The organism is Mycobacterium sp. NGS39, assembly GCF_059812765.1.
On sequence record NZ_JCALDH010000003.1, the window covers coordinates 117,473 to 142,012 of the forward strand.

General features: G+C 65.0%; 24 protein-coding genes and 3 pseudogenes. 12 read left to right on the forward strand and 15 right to left on the reverse strand.

Annotated elements, in window-relative coordinates:
- Positions 1–9: 9 nt before the first annotated feature.
- From AC5Y39_RS05220 to AC5Y39_RS05260, 9 genes are all read right to left on the reverse strand, one after another.
- A complete protein-coding gene (locus AC5Y39_RS05220) occupies positions 10–129 on the reverse strand; it encodes a DUF6893 family small protein (protein ID WP_499907930.1) in 120 nt (39 codons plus the stop codon).
- Entirely contained in the window at positions 120–1,457 is a 1,338-nt protein-coding gene (locus AC5Y39_RS05225; RefSeq protein WP_500016205.1) for a hypothetical protein, read from the reverse strand. The genes AC5Y39_RS05220 and AC5Y39_RS05225 overlap by 10 nt, the downstream gene beginning before the upstream one ends.
- Complete coding sequence (locus tag AC5Y39_RS05230; protein ID WP_500016206.1) at positions 1,454–2,098, reverse strand: DUF6084 family protein; 645 nt, start codon at positions 2,096–2,098, stop codon at positions 1,454–1,456. The genes AC5Y39_RS05225 and AC5Y39_RS05230 overlap by 4 nt, the downstream gene beginning before the upstream one ends.
- Positions 2,095–2,727, reverse strand: a complete 633-nt coding sequence (locus tag AC5Y39_RS05235) for a DUF5947 family protein (protein WP_500016207.1) — start codon at positions 2,725–2,727, stop codon at positions 2,095–2,097. Before AC5Y39_RS05235 ends, AC5Y39_RS05230 begins: the two co-directional genes overlap by 4 nt.
- Complete coding sequence (locus tag AC5Y39_RS05240) at positions 2,727–3,623, reverse strand: NifU family protein (protein ID WP_500016208.1); 897 nt, start codon at positions 3,621–3,623, stop codon at positions 2,727–2,729. The genes AC5Y39_RS05235 and AC5Y39_RS05240 overlap by 1 nt, the downstream gene beginning before the upstream one ends.
- Positions 3,624–3,655: 32 nt before the next feature.
- Positions 3,656–5,452, reverse strand: coding sequence for a nickel-dependent hydrogenase large subunit (locus AC5Y39_RS05245; protein ID WP_499907935.1), 1,797 nt, complete (start codon positions 5,450–5,452; stop codon positions 3,656–3,658).
- 80 nt (positions 5,453–5,532) lie between these two features.
- Positions 5,533–6,588: an NADH-quinone oxidoreductase subunit B family protein gene (locus tag AC5Y39_RS05250; RefSeq protein WP_499907936.1), complete on the reverse strand. Its 1,056-nt coding sequence runs from the start codon at positions 6,586–6,588 to the stop codon at positions 5,533–5,535.
- Positions 6,589–6,694: 106 nt separating this feature from the next.
- Positions 6,695–7,486 (reverse strand): hydrogenase nickel incorporation protein HypB, encoded by a 792-nt coding sequence (gene hypB, locus AC5Y39_RS05255; protein ID WP_500016209.1) that lies wholly within the window; start codon positions 7,484–7,486, stop codon positions 6,695–6,697.
- Position 7,487: 1 nt separating this feature from the next.
- Positions 7,488–7,817 carry a hydrogenase maturation nickel metallochaperone HypA/HybF gene (locus AC5Y39_RS05260; RefSeq protein WP_500016476.1) on the reverse strand — a complete coding sequence of 110 codons (330 nt, stop codon included), beginning with the start codon at positions 7,815–7,817 and terminating at the stop codon, positions 7,488–7,490.
- A gap of 103 nt (positions 7,818–7,920) precedes the next feature.
- Here AC5Y39_RS05260 and AC5Y39_RS05265 point away from each other — a divergent pair, with 103 nt between their 5' ends.
- Positions 7,921–8,973 carry a phosphotransferase family protein gene (locus AC5Y39_RS05265; protein ID WP_500016210.1) on the forward strand — a complete coding sequence of 351 codons (1,053 nt, stop codon included), beginning with the start codon at positions 7,921–7,923 and terminating at the stop codon, positions 8,971–8,973.
- Positions 8,974–9,245: 272 nt separating this feature from the next.
- Entirely contained in the window at positions 9,246–9,797 is a 552-nt protein-coding gene (locus tag AC5Y39_RS05270; RefSeq protein ID WP_500016211.1) for a homocitrate synthase, read from the forward strand.
- Between the two features lie 31 nt (positions 9,798–9,828).
- Here the strand turns inward: AC5Y39_RS05270 and AC5Y39_RS05275 are convergent, their stop codons facing one another.
- On the reverse strand, positions 9,829–11,316 hold the full coding sequence (locus AC5Y39_RS05275) for a cytochrome P450 (protein WP_500016212.1): 1,488 nt from the start codon (positions 11,314–11,316) through the stop codon (positions 9,829–9,831).
- Positions 11,317–11,428: 112 nt separating this feature from the next.
- On the opposite strand from AC5Y39_RS05275, the gene AC5Y39_RS05280 reads away from it, so the two are divergent.
- Together AC5Y39_RS05280 and AC5Y39_RS05285 are read left to right on the forward strand one after the other, a co-directional pair.
- On the forward strand, positions 11,429–12,070 hold the full coding sequence (locus tag AC5Y39_RS05280; RefSeq protein ID WP_500016213.1) for a TetR/AcrR family transcriptional regulator: 642 nt from the start codon (positions 11,429–11,431) through the stop codon (positions 12,068–12,070).
- Between the two features lie 10 nt (positions 12,071–12,080).
- Positions 12,081–12,926 (forward strand): SDR family oxidoreductase, encoded by an 846-nt coding sequence (locus AC5Y39_RS05285; protein ID WP_500016214.1) that lies wholly within the window; start codon positions 12,081–12,083, stop codon positions 12,924–12,926.
- On the opposite strand, the gene AC5Y39_RS05290 is transcribed toward AC5Y39_RS05285, so the two are convergent.
- Both AC5Y39_RS05290 and AC5Y39_RS05295 read right to left on the reverse strand, forming a co-directional pair.
- On the reverse strand, positions 12,901–13,968 hold the full coding sequence (locus AC5Y39_RS05290) for a DNA polymerase IV (protein WP_500016215.1): 1,068 nt from the start codon (positions 13,966–13,968) through the stop codon (positions 12,901–12,903). The two genes, AC5Y39_RS05285 and AC5Y39_RS05290, sit on opposite strands and share 26 nt — an antisense overlap.
- 28 nt (positions 13,969–13,996) lie before the next feature.
- Positions 13,997–14,599, reverse strand: coding sequence for a TetR/AcrR family transcriptional regulator (locus tag AC5Y39_RS05295; RefSeq protein ID WP_500016216.1), 603 nt, complete (start codon positions 14,597–14,599; stop codon positions 13,997–13,999).
- 87 nt (positions 14,600–14,686) lie between these two features.
- Between AC5Y39_RS05295 and AC5Y39_RS05300 the strand changes: the two genes are divergently transcribed.
- The 6 genes and pseudogenes from AC5Y39_RS05300 to nrdE all read left to right on the forward strand — a co-directional run.
- A complete protein-coding gene (locus AC5Y39_RS05300; RefSeq protein ID WP_500016217.1) occupies positions 14,687–15,229 on the forward strand; it encodes an NADPH-dependent FMN reductase in 543 nt (180 codons plus the stop codon).
- A 399-nt stretch (positions 15,230–15,628) separates the two neighbouring features.
- Entirely contained in the window at positions 15,629–15,865 is a 237-nt protein-coding gene (locus AC5Y39_RS05305; protein ID WP_499907947.1) for a redoxin NrdH, read from the forward strand.
- Between the two features lie 28 nt (positions 15,866–15,893).
- Positions 15,894–16,346 carry a class Ib ribonucleoside-diphosphate reductase assembly flavoprotein NrdI gene (gene nrdI / locus AC5Y39_RS05310; protein WP_500016218.1) on the forward strand — a complete coding sequence of 151 codons (453 nt, stop codon included), beginning with the start codon at positions 15,894–15,896 and terminating at the stop codon, positions 16,344–16,346.
- A pseudogene (locus tag AC5Y39_RS05315) lies at positions 16,313–16,879 on the forward strand (ribonucleotide reductase N-terminal alpha domain-containing protein); the annotation flags it as partial. The gene nrdI and the pseudogene AC5Y39_RS05315, both read left to right, overlap by 34 nt.
- 6 nt (positions 16,880–16,885) lie before the next feature.
- Positions 16,886–17,836 (forward strand): annotated as a pseudogene (locus AC5Y39_RS05320) (LAGLIDADG family homing endonuclease); the annotation flags it as partial.
- A gap of 261 nt (positions 17,837–18,097) precedes the next feature.
- Positions 18,098–19,714, forward strand: a pseudogene (nrdE, locus tag AC5Y39_RS05325) (class 1b ribonucleoside-diphosphate reductase subunit alpha); the annotation flags it as partial.
- 39 nt (positions 19,715–19,753) lie between these two features.
- On the opposite strand, the gene AC5Y39_RS05330 reads toward nrdE, so the two are convergent.
- Together AC5Y39_RS05330 and AC5Y39_RS05335 are read right to left on the reverse strand one after the other, a co-directional pair.
- A complete protein-coding gene (locus AC5Y39_RS05330) occupies positions 19,754–20,005 on the reverse strand; it encodes a hypothetical protein (RefSeq protein ID WP_500016219.1) in 252 nt (83 codons plus the stop codon).
- A gap of 89 nt (positions 20,006–20,094) precedes the next feature.
- Complete coding sequence (locus AC5Y39_RS05335) at positions 20,095–21,276, reverse strand: geranylgeranyl reductase family protein (RefSeq protein ID WP_500016220.1); 1,182 nt, start codon at positions 21,274–21,276, stop codon at positions 20,095–20,097.
- Positions 21,277–21,404: 128 nt separating this feature from the next.
- On the opposite strand from AC5Y39_RS05335, the gene AC5Y39_RS05340 reads away from it, so the two are divergent.
- Positions 21,405–22,148: a TetR/AcrR family transcriptional regulator gene (locus tag AC5Y39_RS05340; protein ID WP_500016221.1), complete on the forward strand. Its 744-nt coding sequence runs from the start codon at positions 21,405–21,407 to the stop codon at positions 22,146–22,148.
- Between the two features lie 12 nt (positions 22,149–22,160).
- Here the strand turns inward: AC5Y39_RS05340 and AC5Y39_RS05345 are convergent, their stop codons facing one another.
- A complete protein-coding gene (locus AC5Y39_RS05345; RefSeq protein WP_500048186.1) occupies positions 22,161–23,744 on the reverse strand; it encodes an MFS transporter in 1,584 nt (527 codons plus the stop codon).
- Between the two features lie 115 nt (positions 23,745–23,859).
- On the opposite strand from AC5Y39_RS05345, the gene AC5Y39_RS05350 reads away from it, so the two are divergent.
- Positions 23,860–24,522, forward strand: a complete 663-nt coding sequence (locus AC5Y39_RS05350) for a TetR/AcrR family transcriptional regulator (protein WP_500016223.1) — start codon at positions 23,860–23,862, stop codon at positions 24,520–24,522.
- Positions 24,523–24,540 lie beyond the last annotated feature (18 nt).

Genomic DNA, 24,540 nt, shown 5'->3' on the forward strand with positions numbered 1-24,540 from the left:
ACTTCCGCCCTACATCCGGCGAATCTTCATGTAGCGCCGTGCATCCGGTATGGAGGTCACGCCGACCACGACGCCCGCGACGATGACGGCGGCGACCACGCCGATCGCCACCCAACCCACTACATCCATTTCGAACTCCTTTCGAGCGGCTCGACTTCATCAGGGGCGAAGTACAGGTAGCGGCCGTACCACTCGTGCAAATCGGCGGCCGGGTCGTCGTCGACCACGACAGCGACGTGCTGGTTGCCGTCCACGTCCTCGTGGACCGAGGTGACGCGTGCGGTCTTCCCGCTGAAGAAGATGTCCTGAGCGTCGGCGCGCCGTGACGGGTGCAGACGCACCCGAGAGCCGGCGGCCACCCGGACCCCGTCGACCAGCACCGCGTCGATCTCCGGCTGAACCGCGGTGTCGGCCACCGGGTCCCACCAGTCCACGCCGTCGGGAACCTCGGGTATCAGGGCCGGGGGGCTGTCCGCGGCGTGCGGATCACGCAGAATGCCATGCAGATTGAGCATCGCCTCGGGCGACATCGAGTCACACCGGTCGATGATCTGGGCGGCGAGCGGATCGGTCGCCCGGGCCTGCGCCTTCTCCTCGTCGGTCATGGTCATCACGCGCAACGTGAGGATCTCGTCGATCTCGGTGGAGTCGTAGAGCGCGCCTTCGCTCTGCTCGGCGATCTGCGGGTGGTCGTAGAGGATGATCGGCGAAACCAGCATCAGATCACGGGCGTCGGGTGGACCGGCGAGCACCGGGAAACAGCGGTGCTGGTGACATCGCGCGGCGGCGTCGGCAGCGCCCGGTGGCGGGTCGAGCAGCGACACGAAGGCGCCGTTGCCCACCTCTGCGATGACGTGCGTGCCGATGAACGAGGCGGCGACGGCATCGTCCTTGTCGCCCGGCGCCGCACCGGTGTTGCGCACGGCCAGGCTGACGCGCACGAGCCCGTCGTCCCAGTCCGCAGTCAGCGCGAATTCACCGGCAAGCTGTCTGCGGCTACGGACCAGGCGGCCGCCGTCGACGGGTTCGACGTCGGTGCCGCCGGCCACTTCTATCGGAATCTGTTGCAGGACTTCCAGATCCGCGACAGTGAACGGTCCAAAAACCAACTCCCGTTCTACCGCCTCGTCCCACGTGAGCCATGTCCGGTCACCGGCGGTCAGCTGGTCGACGGGCTCGAACCCGCCGGCAGCGCTGTTCTTCTGCGCAGTGCGCCGCTGCAGCTGAAGGAACCGCAACACCACCGTCAACTCGGCGGTGTCACCGTCGACGAGCACCTGGCCCGACATCGTGTCGTTCTCGCCGATGCCCTTCTGTTCGGCGCCAGGCGGTCCGAGCACACCGAATTGCCAGCGTGACTGGTTCTTTGGTGAGCCGGCCCGGTACGGGTACAGCAGATAGCCCTCGTAGAGCACCGCGTCGGCGACGGCGCGAACGTGGTCCCAGCCGCGGTTCATCGCAGCTCCTTGTGGCACGCCGCGTCCAGAAGCGCAGTGACGGCGTCGTCGTAGCCGAGCAGACCCCGCTCGGTCTTGTACGCGGACAACGCCGCCAGCGTGGCGCGGTTCAGCCGCAGCCAGCCGGTATTCGGGTAGTGCTGGTCCATCAGCGTGCGCCACGCCGCCACCGGCAGGTCGTATCGGTCCTCTTTGTCCCACGGCACCTGCCGCACCGCGAAGCCGCGCGCGCCCTGGGTGAACACTGTTCCGCTGAACAGGAACTGAAGCGGGATGGTGCCGTCCCGCAACGCGTGCATGTACTTGGCCGCGGCGACCTCGAAATCGTAGGTGCATTGCAGCGGCAGGTCGATCTGGGTGGTGCCGGTGAAACCCGGCACCATCACGGCGCAGTGCAGCCACACGAACGTTCGCTGTGTGGAGCTCCACCGCTCCCGCGGCCCGAACAGATCCAGCAACCCGGCCGCTTCTTCGTCGGAGTACCGGCGCCGCAACGGGTCGATCCGAACCTGGCAGCGCAGCGCGACCGCATGCAAGGGGTCGTCGCCGACTGCGGTAACCGCGACGCGCGCCGTCAGCACCGGTGTCACCGCGTACGGCTGCGGCGACACGTCGACAACGCCAAACGTCAGGTCTGTCATCGCTCTACCACCTTGCTTCGGGTGGCGAGTTCGTCGAAGAATCCGGCAATGTAATCGCGGACTTCTCGGCCGCCGTCGAAGCCGTGCCACAGCATCCGCATCCGGCCGACGAACTCGTAGCAGACATCGATCGGCACCAGATAGCAGTCCGGCGAACGGCTTTCGTCGGCCGGTACCCGAACGATCAGCGCCTCGGTGTCGTCGGCGAGCATGTCCACACGCGGGTCCGCGTCGCGAATGGCGCTCCAGGCAGCGAGGTCCAACTCTGACTCCGTCGCACCGGCGGGCCCGGGGTAGAACGCGACCACCCGGCCGAGCGCCGAGTTGCGGAAGAAGAATGCCAGACCGACCGGGATCTGCAACGTGTCCCACTGCCTCCGGTCGATCCCGAAATCGCCGAAGCTCAGAACTCGGTCCGGTATCGCCCTGTAACGCAGGTCGGCGTTGGTGTCGGTGAACAGCAGATAACATCCGCGACACACGCACAGCAGTTGTCTGCCTTCGACATTGACGACGTGCTGGTGTTCGTCGGCGATCGGATCGGCACACATCTCGCATCGCTCGCCGGCCGGCTGCGTAGACCCGCGGTTTGCCCGGATACGGGCCAGCACGTCATACGCGCCGTCCATCAGGGGGCGCCCTGTAAAGCCATCGACAGCACACCATCGCGTTGCAGCAACGGAATCGGCTCGAGGTGCGCATCAGCGTGGCCGTTCCCGTCGACACAGCGCCCGGCGTGAACCACGTCGAAGTGAGCGTGACAGCGCGGACATCGCAGCACCGGTGCCGTCGAACCCATCACCCGGTGCAGCGCCGCGCCGGCCAGCGATTCGCCACAGCATCCGCAGCGGTCGCGGTAGGCGAACAGGGTGTCGTCGACGCGGCACGCCAGCACCACTGCGCCGTCGACCCGGAAGCCGCCCACCTCACCCGGGGCCAGCGTGGCGACGTCGGGCACCCGATGCCAGACGGGTTTGGTGTGGACACGGCTCATCAGCGAGTCGGCGGGAATCGGCTGCGGCGGTTTGGGTTCGGCCGCGACGACTTCGATCGACTCGATCTCGGGAGCGGCAGCGCGAATCGCCTCCTCGACCGCCAGCTCCAGGGTCACCGAGGAGGACGGACAGGTGCGGCAGCTGCCGGTGAACTGCAGCCGCACGACCTGACCCGTGACCTCGATCAGATCCACGTCGCCACCGTGACTGCCCAGATACGGCCTCACGCTGTCGAGGGCATCAGCCACCCGCCGCTGGACCGGATGCGGGTGAAGGTTGTGCACCAGAAGCAGGCTGGCAATCAGTGGGTCCGCTGCGAAGGCTTCTGCCAATTCGGGATTCGCGGACACGACGAGCCGCATCACCCTTTCCAGACCGGCGCCGTAGAGATCGGTGACCTCACGGACCAGTTGCTCGGTACGCTGCTGCGCCACCGGGCCCGCGGCTGCGCTGGCCTCGAGCAAATTCTGAATCCGATCGCCGGCCGTGCGCCAGTGCGCCTCTGGCTCAAACCCTTCCGGCTCGGTCACACTTGCTCCTCGCGCCGGCGATCGGCCATACGTCACTCCCCGGTCACGGACTGGGTCGGAGAGTGCAGTCTCTCGAGCGTCTTGCCCTTGCCCAGATACATGTGCACACCGCAGGGCAGGCACGGATCGAAGCTGCGGACCGTGCGCATGATGTCGATGCCCTTGAAATGCTCCCTGTCGTTCTCCTCGAAGATCGGCTGGCCTTGCACGGCATCCTCGTACGGCCCCGGGGTGCCGTAGCTGTCGCGTGGGTTCGCGTTCCACGGGGTGGGCGGATATGGGTGGTAGTTGGCGATCTTGCCGTCGCGAATCACCATGTGGTGGCTCAGCACACCGCGAACCGCCTCGGTAAAGCCGCACCCGATGCCCTCGTCGGGCACGTCGAACTTCTCCCAGGTCTTGGTGCGCCCGGCACGGATCTCCACCAACGCCTTCTCGGCGAAGTGCAGGGCGGCCGCCGCAGCATAGGCCTGGAAGTAGGTGCGGGCCCGGTTGCGTTCGATGGTGTTGCTGCCGTGCTGCGGCACCTTCCACTCCAGCTCGACCGGGCCTTTCAGCGCCGTCTTGGGAAGGTTGATCTTCACGCTGTGGCCGGTCGACTTGATGTAGCCGATGTCGACCAGCCCGGCCAGTGCCGTCGACCACAAGCGGGCCAGCGGCCCGCCGCCGGTGTCGAGGGCGAGATGATCTTTACCGTCGAACCAGCGCGGCGCCATCACCCAGCTGTAGTTGCCGTCGAAGTCGCGCTTCTGCGGCTTGGGATTGGTGTGTTGGTTCCATGGGTGGCGCCGGTCCACCGGATTGCCCAGCGGATCGGTCTTGACGAACATCTCCTGGTCGGTCCAGTCGTCATAGTAGCTGTGCCCCAACAGGATTCGAATGCCGAGGTTGATGTCGACCAGCGAGGTGGTGACGAGCTTGCCGTCCACCACCACGCCCGGCGTGACGAACATCTTGCGGCCCCAGTTCTCCATGTCCTTGTAGGAGAAGTTGCAGTGCTCGGGATCCTGGAACGACCCCCAGCAGCCGAGCAGGGTTCGACGCAGGCCGACCTTCTCGTATCCCGGCAGCGCCTCGTAGAAGAAGTCGAACAGGTCGTCGTGCATCGGCACCACGCTTTTCATGAACTCCACGTAGCGCATCAGCCGCGTCATGTAGTCGGTCATCAGCTGGATGGTGGCGGTGGTGCCGACGCCACCCGGGTACAGCGTCGACGGGTGAACGTGGCGGCCTTCCATGAGGCAGAACATCTCTCGTGTCCATCGGCTGACTTGCAGTGCCTGCCGGTAGAACTCGCCGGTGAACGGGTTCAGCGCGCGCATGATGTCGGCAATGGTCTTGTAGCCGTGCATGTCTGCATGCGGTGCGGCAGTGTTCTCGGCCTTGGCCAGTACACCGGGATTGGTCTCCGCGACCATCTTCTCGCAGTAGTCCACGCCGACCAGATTTTCCTGGAAAATGTTGTGGTCGAACATGTATTCCGCGGCCTCGCCAAGATTGACCAGCCACTCCGCCAAGTGGGGCGGCTGGACGCCGTACGCCATCTGCTGCGTGTAGCAGGAGCAGGTGCAGTGGTTGTCACCACAGATCCCGCAGATGCGGCTGGTGATGAAGTGCGCGTCGCGCGGGTCCTTGCCCTTCATGAACAGCGAGTAGCCGCGGAAGATCGACGATGTCGAATGGCATTCCACCACTTCTTTGTTCTCGAAGTCGATCTTGGTGTAGATGCCCAGGCTGCCCACGATCCGGGTGATCGGATCCCACGCCATCTCGACCAGTTGGCCGGGTTCACGCTTCGCCTGTGTCGGTTCGGGGGTGATCGTTGTCATCGGACTTCTCTCTCGTTGATGCGTGTGGCGCTGCTCGAAGAAGCGAAAACCGCTCGGAGAGCGCAGAACACAACCGGCACCTACCAGGTGCGGGTTGCTCCCGTTTCCAGCTTGGTTCCCGGATGCCGCCACTTCGGCTCTTTGTCGACAGTGCGGCCGGTGATGTGACGCAGGCTGCGGATCACCGAGCCGTACATCGTCGACGCGGTGGACGACAACTTGCCGCCCGGGGGTTCGTCCATGAACGGCATGAACTTGTCCGGGAAGCCCGGCATGGTGCAGCCGATGCAGATGCCGCCGACGTTCGGGCAACCGCCGATACCGTTGATCCAGCCGCGCTTGGGCACGTTGCACTTCACCACCGGACCCCAACATCCGAGCTTCACAATGCATTTCGGGGATCCGTACTCGGTCGCGAAATCGCCCTGCTCGTAATATCCGGCCCGATCGCACCCCTCGTGGACGCTCTGGCCGAACAACCACTTAGGCCGCAGCGCATCGTCGAGCGGAATCATCGGCGCCTGACCTGTGGCCATGTAGAGCAGGTATGTCAGTGTCTCGGAGAGGTTGTCGGGATGGATGGGGCAACCGGGGACACAGACGATCGGGATGCCCGCTTTGCTCTTCCAGTCCCACCCCAGGTAGTCGGGCACTCCCATGGCGCCGGTGGGGTTACCGGCCATCGCATGGATGCCTCCGTAGGTCGCGCAGGTGCCGACAGCGACCACTGCGGTGGCCTTCGGCGCCAGCCGGTCGAGCCATTCGCTGGTGGTCATCGGTTGACCGGTGGCCGGATTGTTGCCGAATCCGCACCAGTAGCCTTCGTCGTGCAGCTGCTCGTTCGGAATGGAGCCCTCGACGACGAGCACGAACGGTTCCAAATCGCCGCGGTCGGCTTTGAAGAACCATTCGAGGAAGTCGTCGGCGCCCCCGTTCGGCCCGCATTCGAAATCGATCAGGGGCCAATGGACGGCGACCTTTGGTAGCCCGGGAAGCGCGCCGAGAGCAATTTCTTCGACACTGGGTTGGGTGGCGGCAGTCAACGCCACGGAATCGCCGTCACAACTCAGACCGGCGTTGATCCACAAGACATGGATCAAGGTCTCTTCTGCTTGGACTGCTGCCTCAGTTGGCATTTAGCAGCTCTTTCCGGGACGACCTGTGTCCCTGCACCACAGGAGTCGACCATCGGCCCACTTGCGTGGCGCTAGTTTCTGGGTCTACTCCCGGCGCAAAGACTTGTCAACGTCCAGTTTCGCAAGAGTTGTTTGCGTGAGCGTCAATCCACGCATACCAAGCAGAGGTGCCGTCACCCGTTGTGGCCGACACCGGGATGATGTCGACATTCGGGTTGATCGACCGCGCATGCGATGCGCAGACATCAAGATCGAAATCGACATAGGGGAGTAAGTCGGTCTTGTTGATCAGGACAAGTCCGGCGGCAGAGAACATATGGGGATACTTCAGCGGTTTGTCGGCGCCTTCGGTCACCGAAATGACCACGACTTTGGTTTGCTCGCCGAGGTCGAACAGAGCCGGGCAGACCAGATTGCCGACGTTCTCGATGAACACCACCGAGTTGGGTTCGGGTGCCAGGCTTTCCAGCGCACGCCGGGTCATCTCCGCGTCGAGGTGACACCCGGCGCCGGTGTTGACCTGAACCACGCGGCAGCCGGTAGCGCGGATGCGTTCGGCGTCCAGCAACGTCTCCTGGTCGCCCTCGATCACGGCGACCGGTCGCCGGCCCGACAGCTCGCGAATGGTGCGCTCGAGGAGGGTGGTCTTGCCGGCGCCGGGGGAGCTGGTGAGGTTGAAGGCAGCAATATTGCGCTGTGCCAACCACTTTCGGTTCCGCTCGGCGAGTTCGTCGTTCTTGGCTAGTACTTTCTGTTCGAGCGAGACGGTTTGCGTCGCCGGCCCATGCTCATGGGGGTGATCGTGGTGATGGTCATGGCTGTGCGGGTGGTGGTGGCCGGTCTCGCCGGCGACGGTGATGACTGCACCGTCGTCGCCGCATCCACAGGTAGCGCACATGTCAGCTCACTTCCATCGAGAGAATGCGCAGATCGCGTCCGGCGAGCACCTCGACGTCGGCGCTGCCGCATCCGCACAGCAAGATCAGGTCGTCGACGCCGAATTCGGCGCCGCAGGTGCGGCACCGCGCCAACCCTGGCTGCAGATCGAGATCCAGCCGGGCTCCTTCGGCCACGGTGCCTTCAGTGGCCAAGCCGAAACAGAACTGCATGGAGTCGGGAACCACGGCGCACAGCGCGCCGACTTGCACGCGGACGCTGCGCACGCGCCGGCCTCCGGCGTGTTCGCAGACGGTGTCGACCACGCTCTCAGTGATGGCCATCTCGTGCATCGCCCACTCCGTCGCCCCGATGATCCTCACGATAGGACCGCGCTGCGCCTGCGCACAATGACGCTTCCCGCCCCGCGGCTCCTAGGGTGCTTACGATCGTGCGATGGCGGAATCGCTTACCGACGACGACCTCGCGGTGCTGCGGGACTGGATACGCGAGCAGGGCATCGGGTCAGAGGTCACCGACGTGACACCGCTTGCCGGGGGCACACAGAACATTGTGGTCGGACTGCGCGTCGACGGACGCCGGATGGTGTTGCGCCGCCCGCCGGCGCATCCGCGGCCGACCAGTAACAAGACCATGCAGCGCGAGATCGCGGTGCTCCGCACGCTCGCGGGCACTGGCGTACCGCATCCCGAATTCGTCTGTGGCTGTGAAGATTTGGACGTACTGGGGGTGGTGTTCTACCTCATGGCCTACGTCGACGGGTTCAACCCCGGCACTGAGGTGGCCCCGGCCTACGTCGACAAGCCGGAGTTTCGCCACGACGTCGGCCTGCATTACGCGGCGGGTCTGGCCACCCTCGGCCAGGTGCCGTGGGAAGGCAGCCCGCTGGCCGCGCTCAAACGACCGGGATCCTTTGTGGCGCGCCAAGTTCCGCAATTTCGCGGCTTCGTCGAGGCCTACCGTCAGCAGGCCAATTACCCGCACGATGCGCTGCCCGGTGTCGATCGGCTCGCGGATTGGCTAGAGGACAACCAACCACCGGATTCCGCGCCGGGCGTCATGCATGGCGACGCTCACCTGAACAACGTGTTGTTGCGTCGCGACCGGCCAGAGGTGGCGGCGTTCGTCGACTGGGAGATGTGCACGGTCGGCGATCCGCTGTTGGACCTCGGCTGGATGCTGGTGTGCTGGCCCAGCGACGCCGACCCGCTGGGCAGTGGCAAGGCGCTGGCTGCGCTCGGCGGTTTGGCCAGCCGTCGCGAGCTGCTCGAGGCCTACCACGCGGCCGGCGGCCGTCGCACCGATTACCTGCCCTGGTATCTGGCGCTGGCGTGCTTCAAGCTCGGCACGGTGATCGAAGGGACCTGGGTGCGCTATCTCGAAGGGCAGGCCACCCGCGAGGCCGGCGAGTACCTGCACGCAGCCGCCATTCACCTTGTGACTCTGGGCAATCAGATCGCCTCGGGCCGCGATCTTCTAGCCTCGTAGGTTTGCCGACGAGGCCGTCGTGCGCCAAGACCGGACACCTCGCCGATCTGCAACCGGTCGCCGACGAGGTCACGAAGATGCTGCAGGATGCCATCGATTCGCTAGCTACCAGCTGATTCGGTTGCACCGACTGCGCAGCAGCGTCTATTGTCGGCGACGTGCCTAGGCTTCTCGTAGTAGCAGCCCGCAGCGGGGTCTGATTCAGACCGACCCCCCGCTGTGGGTCGAGCTACTACGTCGGTCATCTTCCTTCGACCCGAGGACCGGCACCCATGACACCTTCACCGAGCACCAACACCGCGGCTCACCCCTGCGACTCACCGTCGAGCCGCTTCCGCGTTCCCCTGCCGCGCGGGCTTCGCGAGGACGCCGAGCACATGTCGTGGGAGACGTTCACCGCCACCTACAGTCCCGTCTCCGGCCCGCTGCGACTCGGTTCGTTCACCTGCGCGGATGCCGACAAGCCCGCCACCCGGCTCGGACCTCAGCCGCGGACCTATCAGGCGACGTTCGCGATCGGCGACCGCATCGAGACCACCACCGTCGCGTCCACCGGGGCTGTCGACGCATTGATCTCGATGTTGTTCGACTGCGGGATCTTCATCGACATGCTGCGCTTCCACCAGCTCGAGTCCGGGACCCACACCGCCACGTTCATCCAAGGCACCGACGGCCAGCACGTCCAATGGGCAATGGGCTGGGCGGAGGACAAGACCGAGTCGGCGCTGCGCGCGATCATCGCGTGCGCCAATCGGTTGATGTCAGTGGCGTGGTACACCGAGCTCGACGTCGACGCGAAGAAATTCACCTGGCGGCGTCGATGAGCGCTTGCGCGAAGAGCGACAAGCGCTGAAATCACCGGCCGGCGAGCGGCCGTAGCACGATCGGCATGCCGTCCATCGGCACCGGCATGCCCGCGTAATCCCAGCGAGCCTTGTAATCGGGCCGTGGCAGCTCGAGCCGGTAGTGGCGCAGCAGCCGGTGCAAGATCGTCTTGATCTCCAGCTGGCCGAACACCATGCCGATGCACTTGTGCGCGCCACCGCCGAACGGGGTGAATGCGTAGCGGTGCCGCTTGTGCTCGTTGCGCGGTTCGGTGAAGCGCTCTGGATCGAACTTGAGCGGGTCCGTCCAGATCTCGGGCAGCCGGTGATTCATCCCCGGGTACGCGATGACCTGAGTGCCCTCGGGAATGTAGTAGCCCAGCAGGTCGGTGTCCCGCACGGTCTGGCGCATGGCCCACTGCACGGGCGTCACCAACCGGATCGACTCATTCATCACCAGGTCCAGCGACTCCAGCTTCTCCAGAGAGTCGATGTCCAGCGGCCCGTCGCCAAGCCGGTCCGATTCGTCGCGGCAGCGATCCTGCCATTCCGGGTGCGCCGCAAGGTTGTAGACCATCGTCGTCGCGGTCGACGTCGACGTGTCATGCGCGGCCATCATCAGAAAGATCATGTGGTTGACAATGTCCTCGTCAGAGAACCGGTTGCCGTCCTCGTCTTCGGTTTGGCACAGCACGGTCAGCAGGTCGTTGCCTTCCTTGCCGCGGCGTTCGGCGACCCGCTCTTCGAAGTACTCCTCCAGGAGCCGGCGCGCCCGCAGGCCGCGCCACCACTTGAACGGCGGCACGCTGGTGCGGATGATCGCGTTGCCTGCGCGGGTGGTGACGGCAAACGCGTTGTTCACCTTGGTCACGAGCTCTTTGTCGGTGCCCGGTTCGTGGCCCATGAACACCATCGACGCGATGTCGAGGGTCAGCTCCTTCATCGCCGGATACAGCAGGAACCGCGCGTCATTGGCCACCCAGTCCCTGACGACGACCTGAGACACGACCTTGTCCATCTGCTCGACGTAGCCGACGAGCCGCGAGCGGACGAACGCCTCCTGCATGATCCGCCGGTGGTACATGTGCTCGTCGAAATCGAGCAGCATCAGCCCGCGGTGGAAGAACGGGCCGATCACCGGAACCCAGCCCTGCTGCGAGTAGTCCTTGTTGCGGTTGGAATAGATGACCTGCGCGGCGTCCGGCCCCAGCGCCGCGACACCGGGCAGCACCGGCGAATCGCCGAACACGACGGGGCCTTTGGTCCGGTACAGGTGCAGCATGTAGTCCGGCCCGCCGCGCAGCATTTCGATCATGTGGCCGAGGATGGGCAGTCCTGCGTCGCCCACGACCGGCTTCAGTCCGCTGCCCGGTGGCGGATCGGCAAGCTTTTTCTGCGGGAAATCCGTTTGGAGAAGTTTGCGTTCGAGAGCACCCATGCCAGGGAAGTTGTTGAACGATGGCGTGAACCGGCGCTTCGCCTGATCGATCAAATACTCCCGGGTGCTGATGGTCGCCATGCGTTCTCCCGCCGTCGGATCTGTGGTCGAGGTCACTCGGCTCCATCCTGACGGGCATACTTGACGGCTGTCAAGTTTGTCCTCGACCAGCGGTGATGGAACAGTGCAAGGCATGACTGCTGAGCCCGCACAGTCGGCCGCCCGCCGCAGCCGCGGCGACCGGCAGCGCGAGGCAATCGTCACCGCCGTCCGAGAACTGTTGCAGGAGCAGTCCTTTGCGGACTTGTCGGTCAGTGCCATCAGCGAGCGGGCCGGCATCGCCAGGTCGGGGTTCTACTTCTACTTCGACTCGAAATACGACGTGCTGGCCCTGATCCTGGCGGAGGCGACCCATGAGCTCGAGGAGCTCACGCACTACTTCGCGCCGCGGGGCGCCGACGAGACGCCGGCCGAGTTCGCCGAGCGGATGGTCGGCAGCGCCGCCGCGGTCTTCGCGCACAACGATCCGGTGATGACGGCGTGCAACAACGCCCGCAATACCGACGCCAAGATCCGCGAGATCCTCGACAGTCAGATCGACACCGTGATCGACCAGATCGTGCGCGTCGTCGAGGCCGAGTGCGCGGCCGGTACGGCGCGGCCGATCAGCGACGACATACCGGCATTGGTGCGGACTCTCGGTGCAGCCACGGCGCTGATGCTCTCCGGCGACGCCACCTTCTTGGGCCCTGACCGCGACGTGCAGCGTGGGCTGCGAGTGCTCGAACGGCTGTGGCTCGCGGCACTGTGGGGCGGTGCGGGCGATACCCGGTAGGGTCACGCCCGTGGCGCAGGGGTTCGCAGGAAAGCGGGTTTTCTTGACGGGCGCGGCCAGCGGAATCGGCCGGGCGACCGCACTGAAGTTGGCGGCCGACGGCGCCGAGTTGTACCTCACCGACCGTGACGCGGACGGCCTCGCCACCACCGTCGCCGACGCCCGCGCACTGGGCGCCACGGTGGCCGAGCACCGCGCGCTAGACATTTCCGACTATGACGAAGTCGCCCGCTTCGCCGCCGACATCCACACCGCCCATCCGAGCATGGACATCGTGATGAACATCGCGGGCGTGTCGGCATGGGGGACCGTCGACCAGCTCACCCACAAGCAGTGGAGCTCGATGATCGCGATCAACCTCATGGGGCCGATCCACGTGATCGAGACGTTCGTGCCGCCGATGGTGGCCGCCGGTCGCGGCGGGCATCTGGTGAACGTGTCGTCGGCTGCCGGCTTGGTGGCGTTGCCGTGGCATTCCGCTTACAGCGCAAGCAAATTCGGGCTGCGAGGGTTGTCCGAGGTGTTGCGCTTCGACCTCGCGCGCCACCGGATCGGCGTGTCGGTGGTGGTGCCGGGAGCTGTCAACACCCCGCTCGTGAATACGGTGGAGATCGCCGGAGTCGACCGCAACAACCCGCGGGTGCAACGCTTGGTCGGCCGGTTCACCGGGCATGCCGTCGCGCCGGAGGTGGTAGCCGACAAGATCCTGGCGGGAGTTCGCAAGAACCGCTATCTGATCTACACCTCCAACGACATCCGCGCGCTGTACATGTTCAAGCGGGTCGCGTGGTGGCCGTACAGCATCGCAATGCGAGTGGCCAACGACACGTTCACCCGCGTGATGCCGCGGACGTGATCGGCGCGGGCGCCGCCAACTCCAGGCGCACGCCCAACAGCCGCACCGGCCGGTCCAGCTCGAAGAGGTCGAGGACATCCAATGCCGTCGGCACGACCACGTCGGGATCGACCGTCGGCTTCGGCAGCTTGCGGATCTTGGTGCGGGTGAAGAAGGTCGACGTGCGGACGGTGACGGCGACGCGCGTGACGATCCGCGACTCCGCAGTCACCTCGGCGAGCGTGCGGCGCGCCAAATCGGCTATCGCTGCGTTCATTTCGGTGCGATCGGTCAAGTCGCGCGGAAAAGTGACGACGTGGCTGCGCGATCGCGGGATCCACGGCTCGGCGCTCACGGTGGTGTCGCCACCACCCTTGGCCAACAACAGCAACCACAGCCCAGTTGTCGGGCCGAAGGCGGACGTAAGTGTGTCGGCGTCTGTCGCAGCGAGTTGGGCAACTGACGTAATCCCCATCGCCGCAAGCTTTTTGGCGGTCTTCGGGCCGACGCCCCACAGTGCGTCGACCCCACGGTCGCCCATCACCGCCATCCAATTCGCATCGGTGAGCGCGAAGATGCCGCCCGGCTTGGCGAATCCGGTCGCCACCTTCGCGCGTTGCTTGTTGTCGCTGATGCCGACCGAACACGACAGCTGCGCCTCCGCGGCGATCGTCGTGCGGATGCGCTCGGCCAGCTCCACCGGGTCATCCACGTCGGCGCCCACATACGCCTCGTCCCAGCCCCACACCTCGACCGGAAAACGCAAGCCCCGCAACAGGTCCATCACCTCTTCGGAGGCTGCGTCATAGGCGGCCGGATCCGACGGCAGGAACGTCGCATCCGGGCACTTGCGCACCGCGATGCGCAGCGGCATCCCCGCATGCACGCCGAACTTGCGGGCCGCATACGACGCACACGTGACGACCTTGCGCGGCTCTGTCGGGTCTCCGCTGCCGCCGACGATGACCGGCAATCCCGCCAGTTCGGGATGCCGCCGCTCCTCGACGGCCGCGAGGAACTGGTCGAGGTCGACATGCAGAATCCAGCGCGGAGATTTCGTCATCGGTGCCGTCTGCTCTTCGCGCGAGCGCTCATCGTCCGCACAACTTGCGCGCCACGTCTTCCCAACGGTCCCCGAGGGCGTCGAGCGCCAAGCCGGCGTCGCGCAGCTGATGAGCGACGTAGCCGGGCTCGAGAAGCGCCAGGAGCGCGTCGGCCTGGGCATCGAGACTTCCGGTTGTCCCGGCCGCTTCGAGCAGAACGCGGACGTGGGTGCGATGCAGGGTGGCCGGCGCGTTGTAGCGGGTCTGCGGGTCGCGGGCAGCGTCGCACAGCACGCCCAGGTGCTCGGCGACGAAAGTCAACCGCGCGCGACCGTATGCCAGCAGGCGGTCCAGCGCAGGCGCGCCGGGCCCCAGCGGCGGCGGTCCGGACAGAAAAGCCCGCTGCAGCGCCTGCTCGTCCTCGTCGAGCAGCACGACCATCAACCCGGCGCGGCTGCCGAATCGGCGGAACAGTGTGCCCTTGCCGACGCCTGCCGCGGCGGCGATGTCGTCCATCGTCACCGCATCCGGTCCGCGCTCGGCGATGAGCCGCCGCGCCGCAGCCAGCAGCAGTTCGCGGTTGCGGGCAGCGTCGCCGCGTTCTTGTGTGGTCTGGTCTGAGACGCGCAGCGGCTCGTGGGCGGCGACCATGCTTGACTTTAACTCAGCCGGAATAATTCGGACTGCGGTCCGGTTAGGGCATGCGAGGATCGACTCGAACGGCGGAAGGATCGTCACATGTCGGACATCAGGGTGCTGGTCTTGGTCGGAAGCCTGCGGGCCGCCTCGGTAAACCGTCAGATCGCCGAGCTGGCGGCGGCCAATGCGCCGGAAGGGGCTGCCGTGACGCTGTACGAGGGGCTCGGCGAGCTGCCGTTCTACAACGAAGACATCGACGGCCCGACGGCGCCCGCGGCGGCCGGCAGGCTGCGCACCGCGGTTGCCGACGCCGACGCCCTGCTGGTGATCACCCCCGAATACAACGGCGGCATCCCGGCCGTGGTCAAGAATGCGATCGACTGGTTGTCGCGGCCATACGGCCGAAGTGCAGTCGCCGGCAAGCCCGTCGCGGTGATCGGTGCGGCACTCGGCCGCTACGGCGGGGTGTGGGCGCACGACGAAACGCGCAAGTCGTTCGGGATTGCCGGCGCCACCATCGTCGACGCGCTGGCATTGTCGGTGCCGATCGGATCGCTGAACGGCAAACATCCGAGGGAGAACGCCGCGCTCGTGGCCAACCTGCACGACGTGCTGCGGAAGCTTGTTGCCGAGGCTGGCTAACTAGTTTGCTACAAGGATGGTCGCCGGCGCTGAGGAGCGTCGGCGACCAACTTGTCGGTGCCCGGTGATAGACCTGTCGTCATGCTGCCCCGGCGACACGCCGAACGTGGCGCGACACGCCGTGGCTGGGCTCACGCACCGGCTTACGACCAGGGAATTTCATCAATGTGGTTTCGAATATGTTGTATGCCCTCGCTTTGTGGGACACTAGGTGTAGTGTCCCAAGCACCGACAGACCCCGAGATCTTCGGGTCGACGGGAACGAGGATCCGGTGCAGAAAGCCCCGGTGCAGATCGGCCCCAGACCCGTCGAAATCTCGGAGTCCGGCGGTCCGCTGAGCCCCTGGGCTCTTGGTTTTGAGTGTCCGTGTCAACTTTCGCTGAGGAGCCGTACCGCCGATGACGATCACCGTGTACACAAAGCCCGCATGCGTGCAGTGCAACGCCACCTACAAGGCCCTAGACAAGCAGGGCATCTCTTACGACGTCGTGGACATCAGCCTCGACAGCGAGGCGCGCGACTACGTGATGGCTCTGGGATACCTACAGGCACCGGTGGTGGTGGCGGGCAGCGAGCACTGGTCGGGGTTCCGGCCGGACCGGATCAAGGCTCTGGCGGGCGCGCTGAGCGCCTGACGCCGCGGCCGTAGCGAAGGAGGTTCAGGTGAGTCCGCACGGCGGGTTGGTGTACTTCTCCAGCGTCTCGGAGAACACCCACCGGTTCGTGCAGAAGCTCGGGCTGCCGGCCACCCGGATTCCACTGCATGGGCGGATCCGGGTGGACCAGCCGTACGTGCTGGTGCTGCCCACCTACGGCGGAGGCCGCGCGACGCCGGACATCAGTGCCGGCGGCTACGTGCCCAAGCAGGTCATCGCCTTCCTCAACGACGAACACAATCGGTCGCTGTTGCGCGGAGTCATCGCGGCCGGAAACACCAACTTCGGCGCGGAGTACTGCTATGCGGGTGACGTCGTGTCCCGCAAGTGCAAGGTGCCGTATCTCTACCGGTTCGAATTGATGGGCACCGACGAGGACGTGCACGCCGTCCGTGCGGGCCTGGCTGAGTTCTGGAAGGACGCAACGTGCCACCAACCGTCACAACTGCAGAGCCTGTAGCGGCCACGTCCGGCGCGGGGCATCCGTCGACGGAGACGGACTACCACGCGCTGAACGCGATGCTGAATCTGTACGGGCCCGACGGCAAGATTCAGTTCGACAAGGACGTTCAGGCCGCGCGCCAGTACTTCCTGCAGCACGTCAACCAGAACACGGTGTTCTTCCACAACCTCGACGAGAAGCTGGACTATCTCGTGGAGGAGAACTACTACGAAGCCGAGGTGCTCGAGCAGTACTCACGGGAGTTCGTCAAGTCGCTGTTCGACCGCGCCTACGCCAAGAAGTTCCGGTTCCCCACGTTTCTCGGCGCGTTCAAGTACTACACCTCCTACACGCTGAAGACGTTCGACGGAAAGCGGTACCTCGAGCGGTTCGAAGACCGGGTGTGCATGGTGGCATTGACGCTCGCCGCGGGCGACACCGACTTGGCCGAGAAACTGGTCGACGAGATCATCGACGGCCGGTTCCAGCCGGCGACTCCGACGTTCCTCAACTCGGGCAAAAAGCAACGCGGCGAGCCGGTTTCGTGCTTCCCGGCCGGAACCCCGGTGGACACCCCTGACGGGCCGAAGCCGATCGAGAGTTTGCAGCCGGGCGACCGAGTGCTGTCGCACGACGGATCGTTTTCCGTCATTGAGTCCGTCGTCGAGAACCCGAATCACCAAGCCTTGGTGTCGATTTCGCACTTCGGGCACAAGGAGCCGATCCGGTGCACTCCCGAGCATCCGATTCTTGTCTGGACCACGCGCGAGGTCGATACTCTCATCGACGGCGACGGTGCTGACCCGTTCAACGGCTTCGTATGGCTCGCCGCCAAAGACATTCAGCCGACAGACTTCATCGTCACCGCAGCACCGCTGGACACGCGTGAGCCGCGCGTCTACGACTTGATGGAATACGTCGGCTCAGGCGTGTACGAAGAGGTCGACGGGCTCATCAAAAAGGTGAACGCCGACTTGAAGCATCGCAGCAAGCAGCGTCACCGCATCAAGTTCGTTCCCGTCAATCGCTATGTCGAAGAGTCGTACGATCTCGGCCTCATCCTGGGCTGGTACGTATCCGAAGGTCATGTCTCGAAGCGATCGGGGTCTGACGGACTGACGCCGAACGGTATCCATTTCACGCTCGGCGCGCATGAACTCGAGTATCAGCACGAGCTGGCGACAGCGTTCAAGCGAGTGTTCGCAGCCGACCTCTCCGTCGATCACAGCCTCTCGGATCAGTCGGTGCGGATGATCTGCAACAGCAAGGTCGTCGCGTCGCTATTCCTCTCCATGGTCGGCACGGGGTACCACGAAAAGCGGTTGTCGCACGATGTGTTGACGGCCGACGAAGAGTTCCAGCGCGGGCTGCTGGCGGGGTTGTTCCGGGGCGACGGGTGCAGCACCACGGGCGGGATGATGCTCGATCTGGTCAACCCAGAACTGGTCGATCAAGTCCAGCTGATCCTGCGCCGACTAGGAATCGTTTCCGTCGTGCGGCGATACGTCAACCGAGCAGGCAAAGTCACCGGCCAGGTGTTCGTCCCGGGCCTGCCCGGCACGAATGAAGAGTTCATTTTCGATGTGGGTAAGAACTTGCACAATTACGTGGGGCGAAAGGGTTTCTCGCGCAAGACTTACCAGGTCGTACATGGACGCCATGTATACGGGATCCGGGAGCTGAAGCGCACGGACGTGATCCCGGAGAAGGTGTACAACCTTCATGTCAAGGGCACGCATACCTACGCCATTCATGGCACGGTCGTGCACAACTGCTTCCTCCTTCGCATCGAGGACAACATGGAGTCCATCGGGCGCTCCATCAACTCGGCGCTGCAGTTGTCGAAACGCGGCGGTGGAGTTGCGTTGCTGCTCACCAACATTCGCGAACACGGTGCGCCGATCAAGAACATCGAGAACCAGAGCTCGGGCGTCATCCCGATCATGAAGCTGCTCGAGGATTCGTTCTCCTACGCGAACCAGCTAGGCGCGCGCCAGGGTGCAGGTGCGGTGTATCTGCATGCCCACCACCCCGACATCTACCGCTTCTTGGACACCAAGCGGGAGAACGCCGACGAGAAGATCCGCATCAAGACGCTGTCGCTGGGTGTGGTGATTCCCGACATCACGTTCGAGCTGGCCAAGAAGAACGAGGACATGTACCTGTTCTCGCCCTACGACGTCGAGCGGGTGTACGGCGTGCCGTTCGCGGACATCTCGGTCACCGAGAAGTACTACGAGATGGTCGACGACGCGCGAATCCGCAAGAGCAAGATCAAAGCGCGCGAGTTCTTCCAGACGCTGGCGGAGCTGCAGTTCGAGTCCGGCTATCCGTACATCATGTTCGAGGACACGGTGAACCGGGCCAACCCGATCGAGGGCAAGATCACGCACTCCAACCTGTGCTCGGAGATCTTGCAGGTGTCGACGCCGTCGGAGTTCAACGAGGATCTGACGTACAAGAAGGTCGGCAAAGACATCTCGTGCAACCTCGGGTCGCTGAACATCGCCAAGGCCATGGACTCGCCGGATTTTGCGCAGACCATCGAGGTGGCTATCCGGGCGTTGACGGCGGTGAGCGATCAGACGTCGATCAAATCGGTGCCGTCAATCGAACAGGGCAACAACGACTCTCACGCCATCGGGCTCGGGCAGATGAACCTGCACGGGTATCTGGCGCGCGAGCGGATCTACTACGGGTCCGAAGAGGGCATCGACTTCACCAACATCTACTTCTACACGGTGCTCTACCACGCGCTGCGGGCGTCCAACAAGCTCGCGATCGAACGCGGCACGCATTTCAAGGGCTTCGAGCGGTCGAAGTACGCGTCGGGGGAGTTCTTCGACAAGTACACCGACCAGGTGTGGGAGCCGAAGACGTCGAAGGTGCGAAAGCTGTTCGCGGACGCTGGCATTGCGATTCCGACGCAAGCGGATTGGCGGGAGCTCAAGGCGTCGGTGCAAAAGCACGGCATCTACAACCAGAACCTGCAAGCGGTGCCGCCAACGGGGTCGATCTCGTACATCAACCACTCGACCAGCTCGATCCATCCGATCGTGAGCAGAATCGAGATCCGCAAGGAGGGCAAGATCGGGCGGGTTTACTACCCGGCGCCCTACATGACCAACGACAACCTCGAGTTCTACGAGGACGCATACGAGATCGGCTACGAGAAGATCATCGACACCTATGCCGCTGCCACGCAGCACGTCGACCAAGGGCTGAGCCTGACGTTGTTCTTCAAGGACACGGCGACCACACGGGATGTGAACAAGGCGCAGATCTACGCCTGGCGTAAGGGAATCAAGACGCTGTACTACATCCGGTTGCGGCAAATGGCTTTGGAGGGAACCGAAGTCGAGGGCTGCGTCAGCTGCATGCTGTAGCGGGCGCTGCCGCTTAACGCCGCCGCCGCCTCGCTCAGTTCACCTCGGTGAGGCGGTCTGCTGCCACGGCACCCTGATCCACGGGTTCTGCCACAGCTGCGACTGCCACAGCGGGGACTGCCAGAACCGCTGCTGCCAGAACTCACACGGCACGAATTGTTCGGCAGGACACCATTGACGGTCCGCCGGACCAGTCCCGGGATCGGCCGCGGCAACGGCCGGCAAGCCGATGCCCGACAGCGCCACACCAGCGCCCACAACGGCCGCACCGACGATTGCTCGCATCCGCATATTGAAATGGTGCGCCGAGTGGGGAGTTGATACACGCGTTTCGCGAAAAAGCGTGGCTCAAGTGGACGCTTCGGCGCACGCCACATCAGTCAGTAGGTGTGCTGCGGGCCTTGCGCTTTCTTGTACATCCGCTTGAGCATGAAGTCGCGCACGCGGCCGTTGTCGAGCACCTTGATTCCGGCGTTGGCGATAGCCGGGATGCCGGCCAGCTTGTGGAAGTAGCGGCCGCGGCGATACTCCCGGCCCCACGCATCTTCCATGCGCAGCGCGTAGTTGGTGAAGTCGTCGGGCCCGCCGTTCTGCAGCGCCATGACCGCGCATTCGCCTGCGGCCAAGCCTGATTCGAGCGCCTTGGAGATACCTGCGCCGGACGCCGGCTTGCCGGCACCCAGGGAGTCGCCCGTGAACAGCACACCCGGACGCCACGGCGGCCACGCTGTGAAGCCCATCGGCAGCCGCCACGCCCGCACACTCTTGTTCTTCTTGAGCTCCTCGATCGGTGGCAGCTCCCACTCGGCAGGCAGCGACCGCAAGAACTCGCCCAAGAATTGCGTGGCGTTGATCTGCTGCCAGTTCTTGTAGCTGTTCACGTACCCCAGGCCGATGTTGAACCGGCCGGAGCCCATGGGGAAAACCCAGCCGTAGCCGGGCAATTGGTCGCTTTTGAAAGCCAGTTTCAAATAGATGTCGAGGCTGTCGGAGTCGGGGCGGTTCGCATACATCTCCGAGCGAATCGCGATCGCCGAGTAGCCGTTGTATTCAGAGTCGATTTTCAGGGCGCGCTTGATCGGGGAGTACGCACCGTCGGCGGCGATCACGGCGTCGCCGTACACCTTCTCGCCGCTCTTGAGCGTCACGCCGACGACCCTGCCGTTGTCATCGACGATCGGCCCGGTGACTTCGGCGGACTGCCGCACCTCGGCCCCCGCCGACTCCGCGTGCTTGAGGAGCAAAGTATCCAGCTCGGTGCGGCTGACGGTGTGCCCGTGATCAGGCATGCCCGGGCGCTTGGGGAACGACAGCTCCCACTGGCTGGGGCTGAAGACCGTCACTCTGTTGACGCGGTGGAATTTGGCCACTTCGCTGGCCAGGCCCATCTTCTGCAGGTAGCTGACCGCGCGGGCGGTGAGGCCGTCACCGCACGGCTTGTCGCGCGGGAATTCGGCCTTGTCCAAGACCACGACTTTGGCCCCGGCCTGCACGGCCTGCCATGCCGCGGCCGACCCGGACGGTCCGCCGCCTGCTATGACCAGGTCGTAGTGCTGCGTCATCAATCTCGCTATCGGTAATCGGATTTGATCCCGAATAGTACCCACGACACGCGCATACAATTCGCCCCGCGACAGTCGGAAAGCGCTTATGAGCAGGTCAGCAGCCTGATACGGGTAGAGTGTTGCCCGTGCGTAGACCGGCGATGCCCAGACCCAGCGTGACCGCGGGCGGCAAGGTGGACGCCCGCAGCGAACGCTGGCGCGAGCACCGCAAGAAGGTGCGCGCCCAGATCGTCGACGCCGCGTTCCGTGCCCTCGACAAGCGCGGCCCTGAGCTGTCGATCCGCGAGATCGCCGAGGAGGCCGGCACCGCCAAGCCCAAGATCTACCGGCACTTCACCGACAAGTCTGACCTTTTCCAGGCCATCGGGGAGCGGCTGCGCGACATGCTGTGGGCGGCCATCTTCCCGTCGATCGACCTTTCCACCGACTCGGTGCGCGAGATCATCCGCAGCAGTGTCGAACACTACGTCGACCTGGTCGACCAGCACCCCAACGTGCTGCGGTTCCTCATCCAGGGCCGCTTTGTCGAGCAGACGGAGTCGACGATGCGGACCCTGAACGAGGGCCGCGAGATCACGCTGGAGATGGCCGCCATGTTCAGCAACGAGCTGCGGGAGATGGAACTCGATCCCGCTGCCCTGGAGCTCGCGGCGTTCGCGACGTTCGGCTCAGCGGCGTCGGCGACGGACTGGTGGCTGGGCCCGAATGCCGACAGCCCGCGACGGATGGCGCGCGACAAGTTCATCGAGCACCTGACCACGGTGATGCTGAGCGTGATCACGGGGACCAGCGAACTTCTCGGTATCAAGCTCGACGCCGAGCGGCCGATCAGCGAAGCGGTTCCGCTGCCCAGCCACTCGGTCGCCTGACGTCGTCGCGGGTCAGAGGCCGACGGGCACGACGGCGTCGGAGTTCTGCCCGCGCCGTACGAACATCGCGAGCACCGCGCCCACGGCGGCCGCAGCCGCTGCGACCACAAGCGACGTGTGCAGCCCTGCCATGAACGCGTTGTGGCTGCCCTCGGCGATCGCGGCCGACAGCGGGGCCGGCGCGCCGGGTATCGACGGCGCCACTCCTTGCGCGACGAGCTGCTTGGCCGCAATCAGCTTGTCCACCAACGGTTCTGGTGTTCCAGCGGCCGTCAGCTCACCCGGCAGCGCCGAACCCACGCGGCTGCTCAGCACCGAGCCCAGGATCGTCGTACCCAGCACTCCGCCCAACTGCACGGCGGTGCTCTGCAGGCCGCCGGCCACCCCGGCGTCGTCGACGCTGGCGTTGCCCACGATCGCGTCCGAGCTTGCCGTCAGCACCAGCCCGATACCGGCGCCCAGCAGCGCGAACGCCGGCCACAGCGCGTCATAGCCGGAATCGGTCTGCAGACCCGTGAGCAGGAACAGTGCAGCCGCCACGGCGGCGAGCCCCGCGACCATGGCCGGACGCGGGCCGAACCTTTCGGTGACCAGGCCACTCACCGGGGCCGACACCATCAGTGCCAAGCTCAGCGGCAACGTCCGTACGCCCGACTCGACAGGCGACATTCCGTGCACATTCTGCAGGTACAGCGTCATGAAGAACAGCGCCCCGAAGAGTGCGAAGAAGTTGATGACGACCACAGCCGTTCCGATGGACAGCGACCGGTTGGCGAACAGGTGCATGGGAACCAGCGGCTCCGGTGACCGCAACTCGACCATCACGAACACCGCAAGCGCGGCCAACCCGGCCACGATGAACGCCAATGTGCTGGCCGCCAGCCAGCCCCAGTTCTGCGCCTTGATCAAACCGAACACGACGAGGAACAACCCGCCGCTGAGCGCGGTGATGCCGGGCACGTCGAGCCGGTGGGCGTTTGTACTGCGGCTCTCGACGATCGCCATGGCGCCAATGATCAAGGCGGCCACGGCAATTGGCGCGTTGATGTAGAACACCGACTCCCAGCTGACGTGTTCGACCAGCAGGCCGCCGACGATCGGGCCCGCGGCGATCGACACACCCGACGCGGCACCCCAGATTCCCACGGCGGTGTTGAGCTTGTCGGCCGGGAAGGCGCTGCGGACGATGGCCAGCGTGCTTGGCATCAGCAATGCGCCGAACACGCCTTGCAGCGCGCGCAGCGCGATCACCCCGGACACCGTGCCGACCAGCCCGATGCCGACAGACGTCAGTGCGAAGCCGGCCACGCCGATGAAAAACATCTCGCGGCGGCCGAATCGGTCTCCCAGCTTCCCGCCGAAGATCAGCAGCGACGCCAGCGCCAGCAGGTAGGCGTCGGTGATCCACTGCAGATCTGACAGTGACGCGTGCAGGTCGGCCGCGATGCGCGGGTTGGCGATCGCCACCACCGACGCGTCGAGCCCAACCATGATCACGCCGATCGACACCGCGGCCAGCGTCCACCACGGGTGCCCCCGCAGGCCGCTCTTCTCGGGCGCCCGATGCCGACCGCCGTGGGTCGACTCAGGCGCCATCGTTACGACTGACATATTCGCTCCCGTTCTTAAGTGGAGGACAACTACCACTTACTGCTACCGACGATACGGATAAGCGGACCCACGCCTCCACTTCAGCGGGTAGTCTGGGCCTGTGATTTCAAGCGCAACGAGGCGCGCGAAGAAAGCCAGGCCACTGCGCGCCGATGCTCAGCTCAACCGCGACCGCATCTTGTCAGCGGCCGCCAAGGCGTTCGCAGAGCGCGGACTCGGCGTTCCGCTCGAAGAAATCGCACGCCGGGCCGGGGTAGGCGTGGCCACCCTGTACCGGCGATTTCCCACCCGGGCCGACCTGGCGGAGGCGGCGTTCGAGCGCAGCATGTCGCAGTACACGGAGGCGGTAGACAGGGCGCTGGCCAATCCCCGCGCCGGCGACGGCTTCCGCGACCTGATCTTCGAGGTCTGCGAATTGCAGGCTCGCGACGCCGGTCTGCGCGACTTGCTCACCACCGCATTCCCGGCGACCAGCACCGTCGAGCAGCAGACCGCCGAGGCCGTCGACAAGCTCAAGGCACTGATCGCGCGAGCGCAGGCCGAAGGTGCAGTGCGCGCCGACTTGGTGGTTGCTGACGTCGTGGTGTTGCTGTTGGCCAATTCCGGCGTGCTGGCCGCAACGGCCACTGCTGCGCCGGACGCCTGGCGACGATTCGCTGCGCTGATGGTCGACGCGTTCCGAACCGGAAACTCGCAGCTGCCGGCGCCGCCCGACGAGCAGCAACTGCGTCGCTCCGTCGCACTTCTCACCGGCTCCGGGTGACGCCTACACTGGTCCGCA

Bases quoted from the DNA above. Each gene is read 5' to 3' on its own strand.
- AC5Y39_RS05220 (WP_499907930.1), bottom strand. From the start codon at position 129: ATGGATGTAGTGGGTTGGGTGGCGATCGGCGTGGTCGCCGCCGTCATC.
- AC5Y39_RS05225 (WP_500016205.1), bottom strand. From the start codon at position 1,457: ATGAACCGCGGCTGGGACCACGTTCGCGCCGTCGCCGACGCGGTGCTC.
- AC5Y39_RS05230 (WP_500016206.1), bottom strand. From the start codon at position 2,098: ATGACAGACCTGACGTTTGGCGTTGTCGACGTGTCGCCGCAGCCGTAC.
- AC5Y39_RS05235 (WP_500016207.1), bottom strand. From the start codon at position 2,727: ATGGACGGCGCGTATGACGTGCTGGCCCGTATCCGGGCAAACCGCGGG.
- AC5Y39_RS05245 (WP_499907935.1), bottom strand. From the start codon at position 5,452: ATGACAACGATCACCCCCGAACCGACACAGGCGAAGCGTGAACCCGGC.
- AC5Y39_RS05250 (WP_499907936.1), bottom strand. From the start codon at position 6,588: ATGCCAACTGAGGCAGCAGTCCAAGCAGAAGAGACCTTGATCCATGTC.
- hypB (WP_500016209.1), bottom strand. From the start codon at position 7,486: ATGTGCGCTACCTGTGGATGCGGCGACGACGGTGCAGTCATCACCGTC.
- AC5Y39_RS05260 (WP_500016476.1), bottom strand. From the start codon at position 7,817: ATGCACGAGATGGCCATCACTGAGAGCGTGGTCGACACCGTCTGCGAA.
- AC5Y39_RS05265 (WP_500016210.1), top strand. From the start codon at position 7,921: ATGGCGGAATCGCTTACCGACGACGACCTCGCGGTGCTGCGGGACTGG.
- AC5Y39_RS05270 (WP_500016211.1), top strand. From the start codon at position 9,246: ATGACACCTTCACCGAGCACCAACACCGCGGCTCACCCCTGCGACTCA.
- AC5Y39_RS05275 (WP_500016212.1), bottom strand. From the start codon at position 11,316: ATGGCGACCATCAGCACCCGGGAGTATTTGATCGATCAGGCGAAGCGC.
- AC5Y39_RS05280 (WP_500016213.1), top strand. From the start codon at position 11,429: ATGACTGCTGAGCCCGCACAGTCGGCCGCCCGCCGCAGCCGCGGCGAC.
- AC5Y39_RS05290 (WP_500016215.1), bottom strand. From the start codon at position 13,968: ATGACGAAATCTCCGCGCTGGATTCTGCATGTCGACCTCGACCAGTTC.
- AC5Y39_RS05295 (WP_500016216.1), bottom strand. From the start codon at position 14,599: ATGGTCGCCGCCCACGAGCCGCTGCGCGTCTCAGACCAGACCACACAA.
- AC5Y39_RS05300 (WP_500016217.1), top strand. From the start codon at position 14,687: ATGTCGGACATCAGGGTGCTGGTCTTGGTCGGAAGCCTGCGGGCCGCC.
- AC5Y39_RS05305 (WP_499907947.1), top strand. From the start codon at position 15,629: ATGACGATCACCGTGTACACAAAGCCCGCATGCGTGCAGTGCAACGCC.
- AC5Y39_RS05330 (WP_500016219.1), bottom strand. From the start codon at position 20,005: ATGCGGATGCGAGCAATCGTCGGTGCGGCCGTTGTGGGCGCTGGTGTG.
- AC5Y39_RS05335 (WP_500016220.1), bottom strand. From the start codon at position 21,276: ATGACGCAGCACTACGACCTGGTCATAGCAGGCGGCGGACCGTCCGGG.
- AC5Y39_RS05345 (WP_500048186.1), bottom strand. From the start codon at position 23,744: ATGGCGCCTGAGTCGACCCACGGCGGTCGGCATCGGGCGCCCGAGAAG.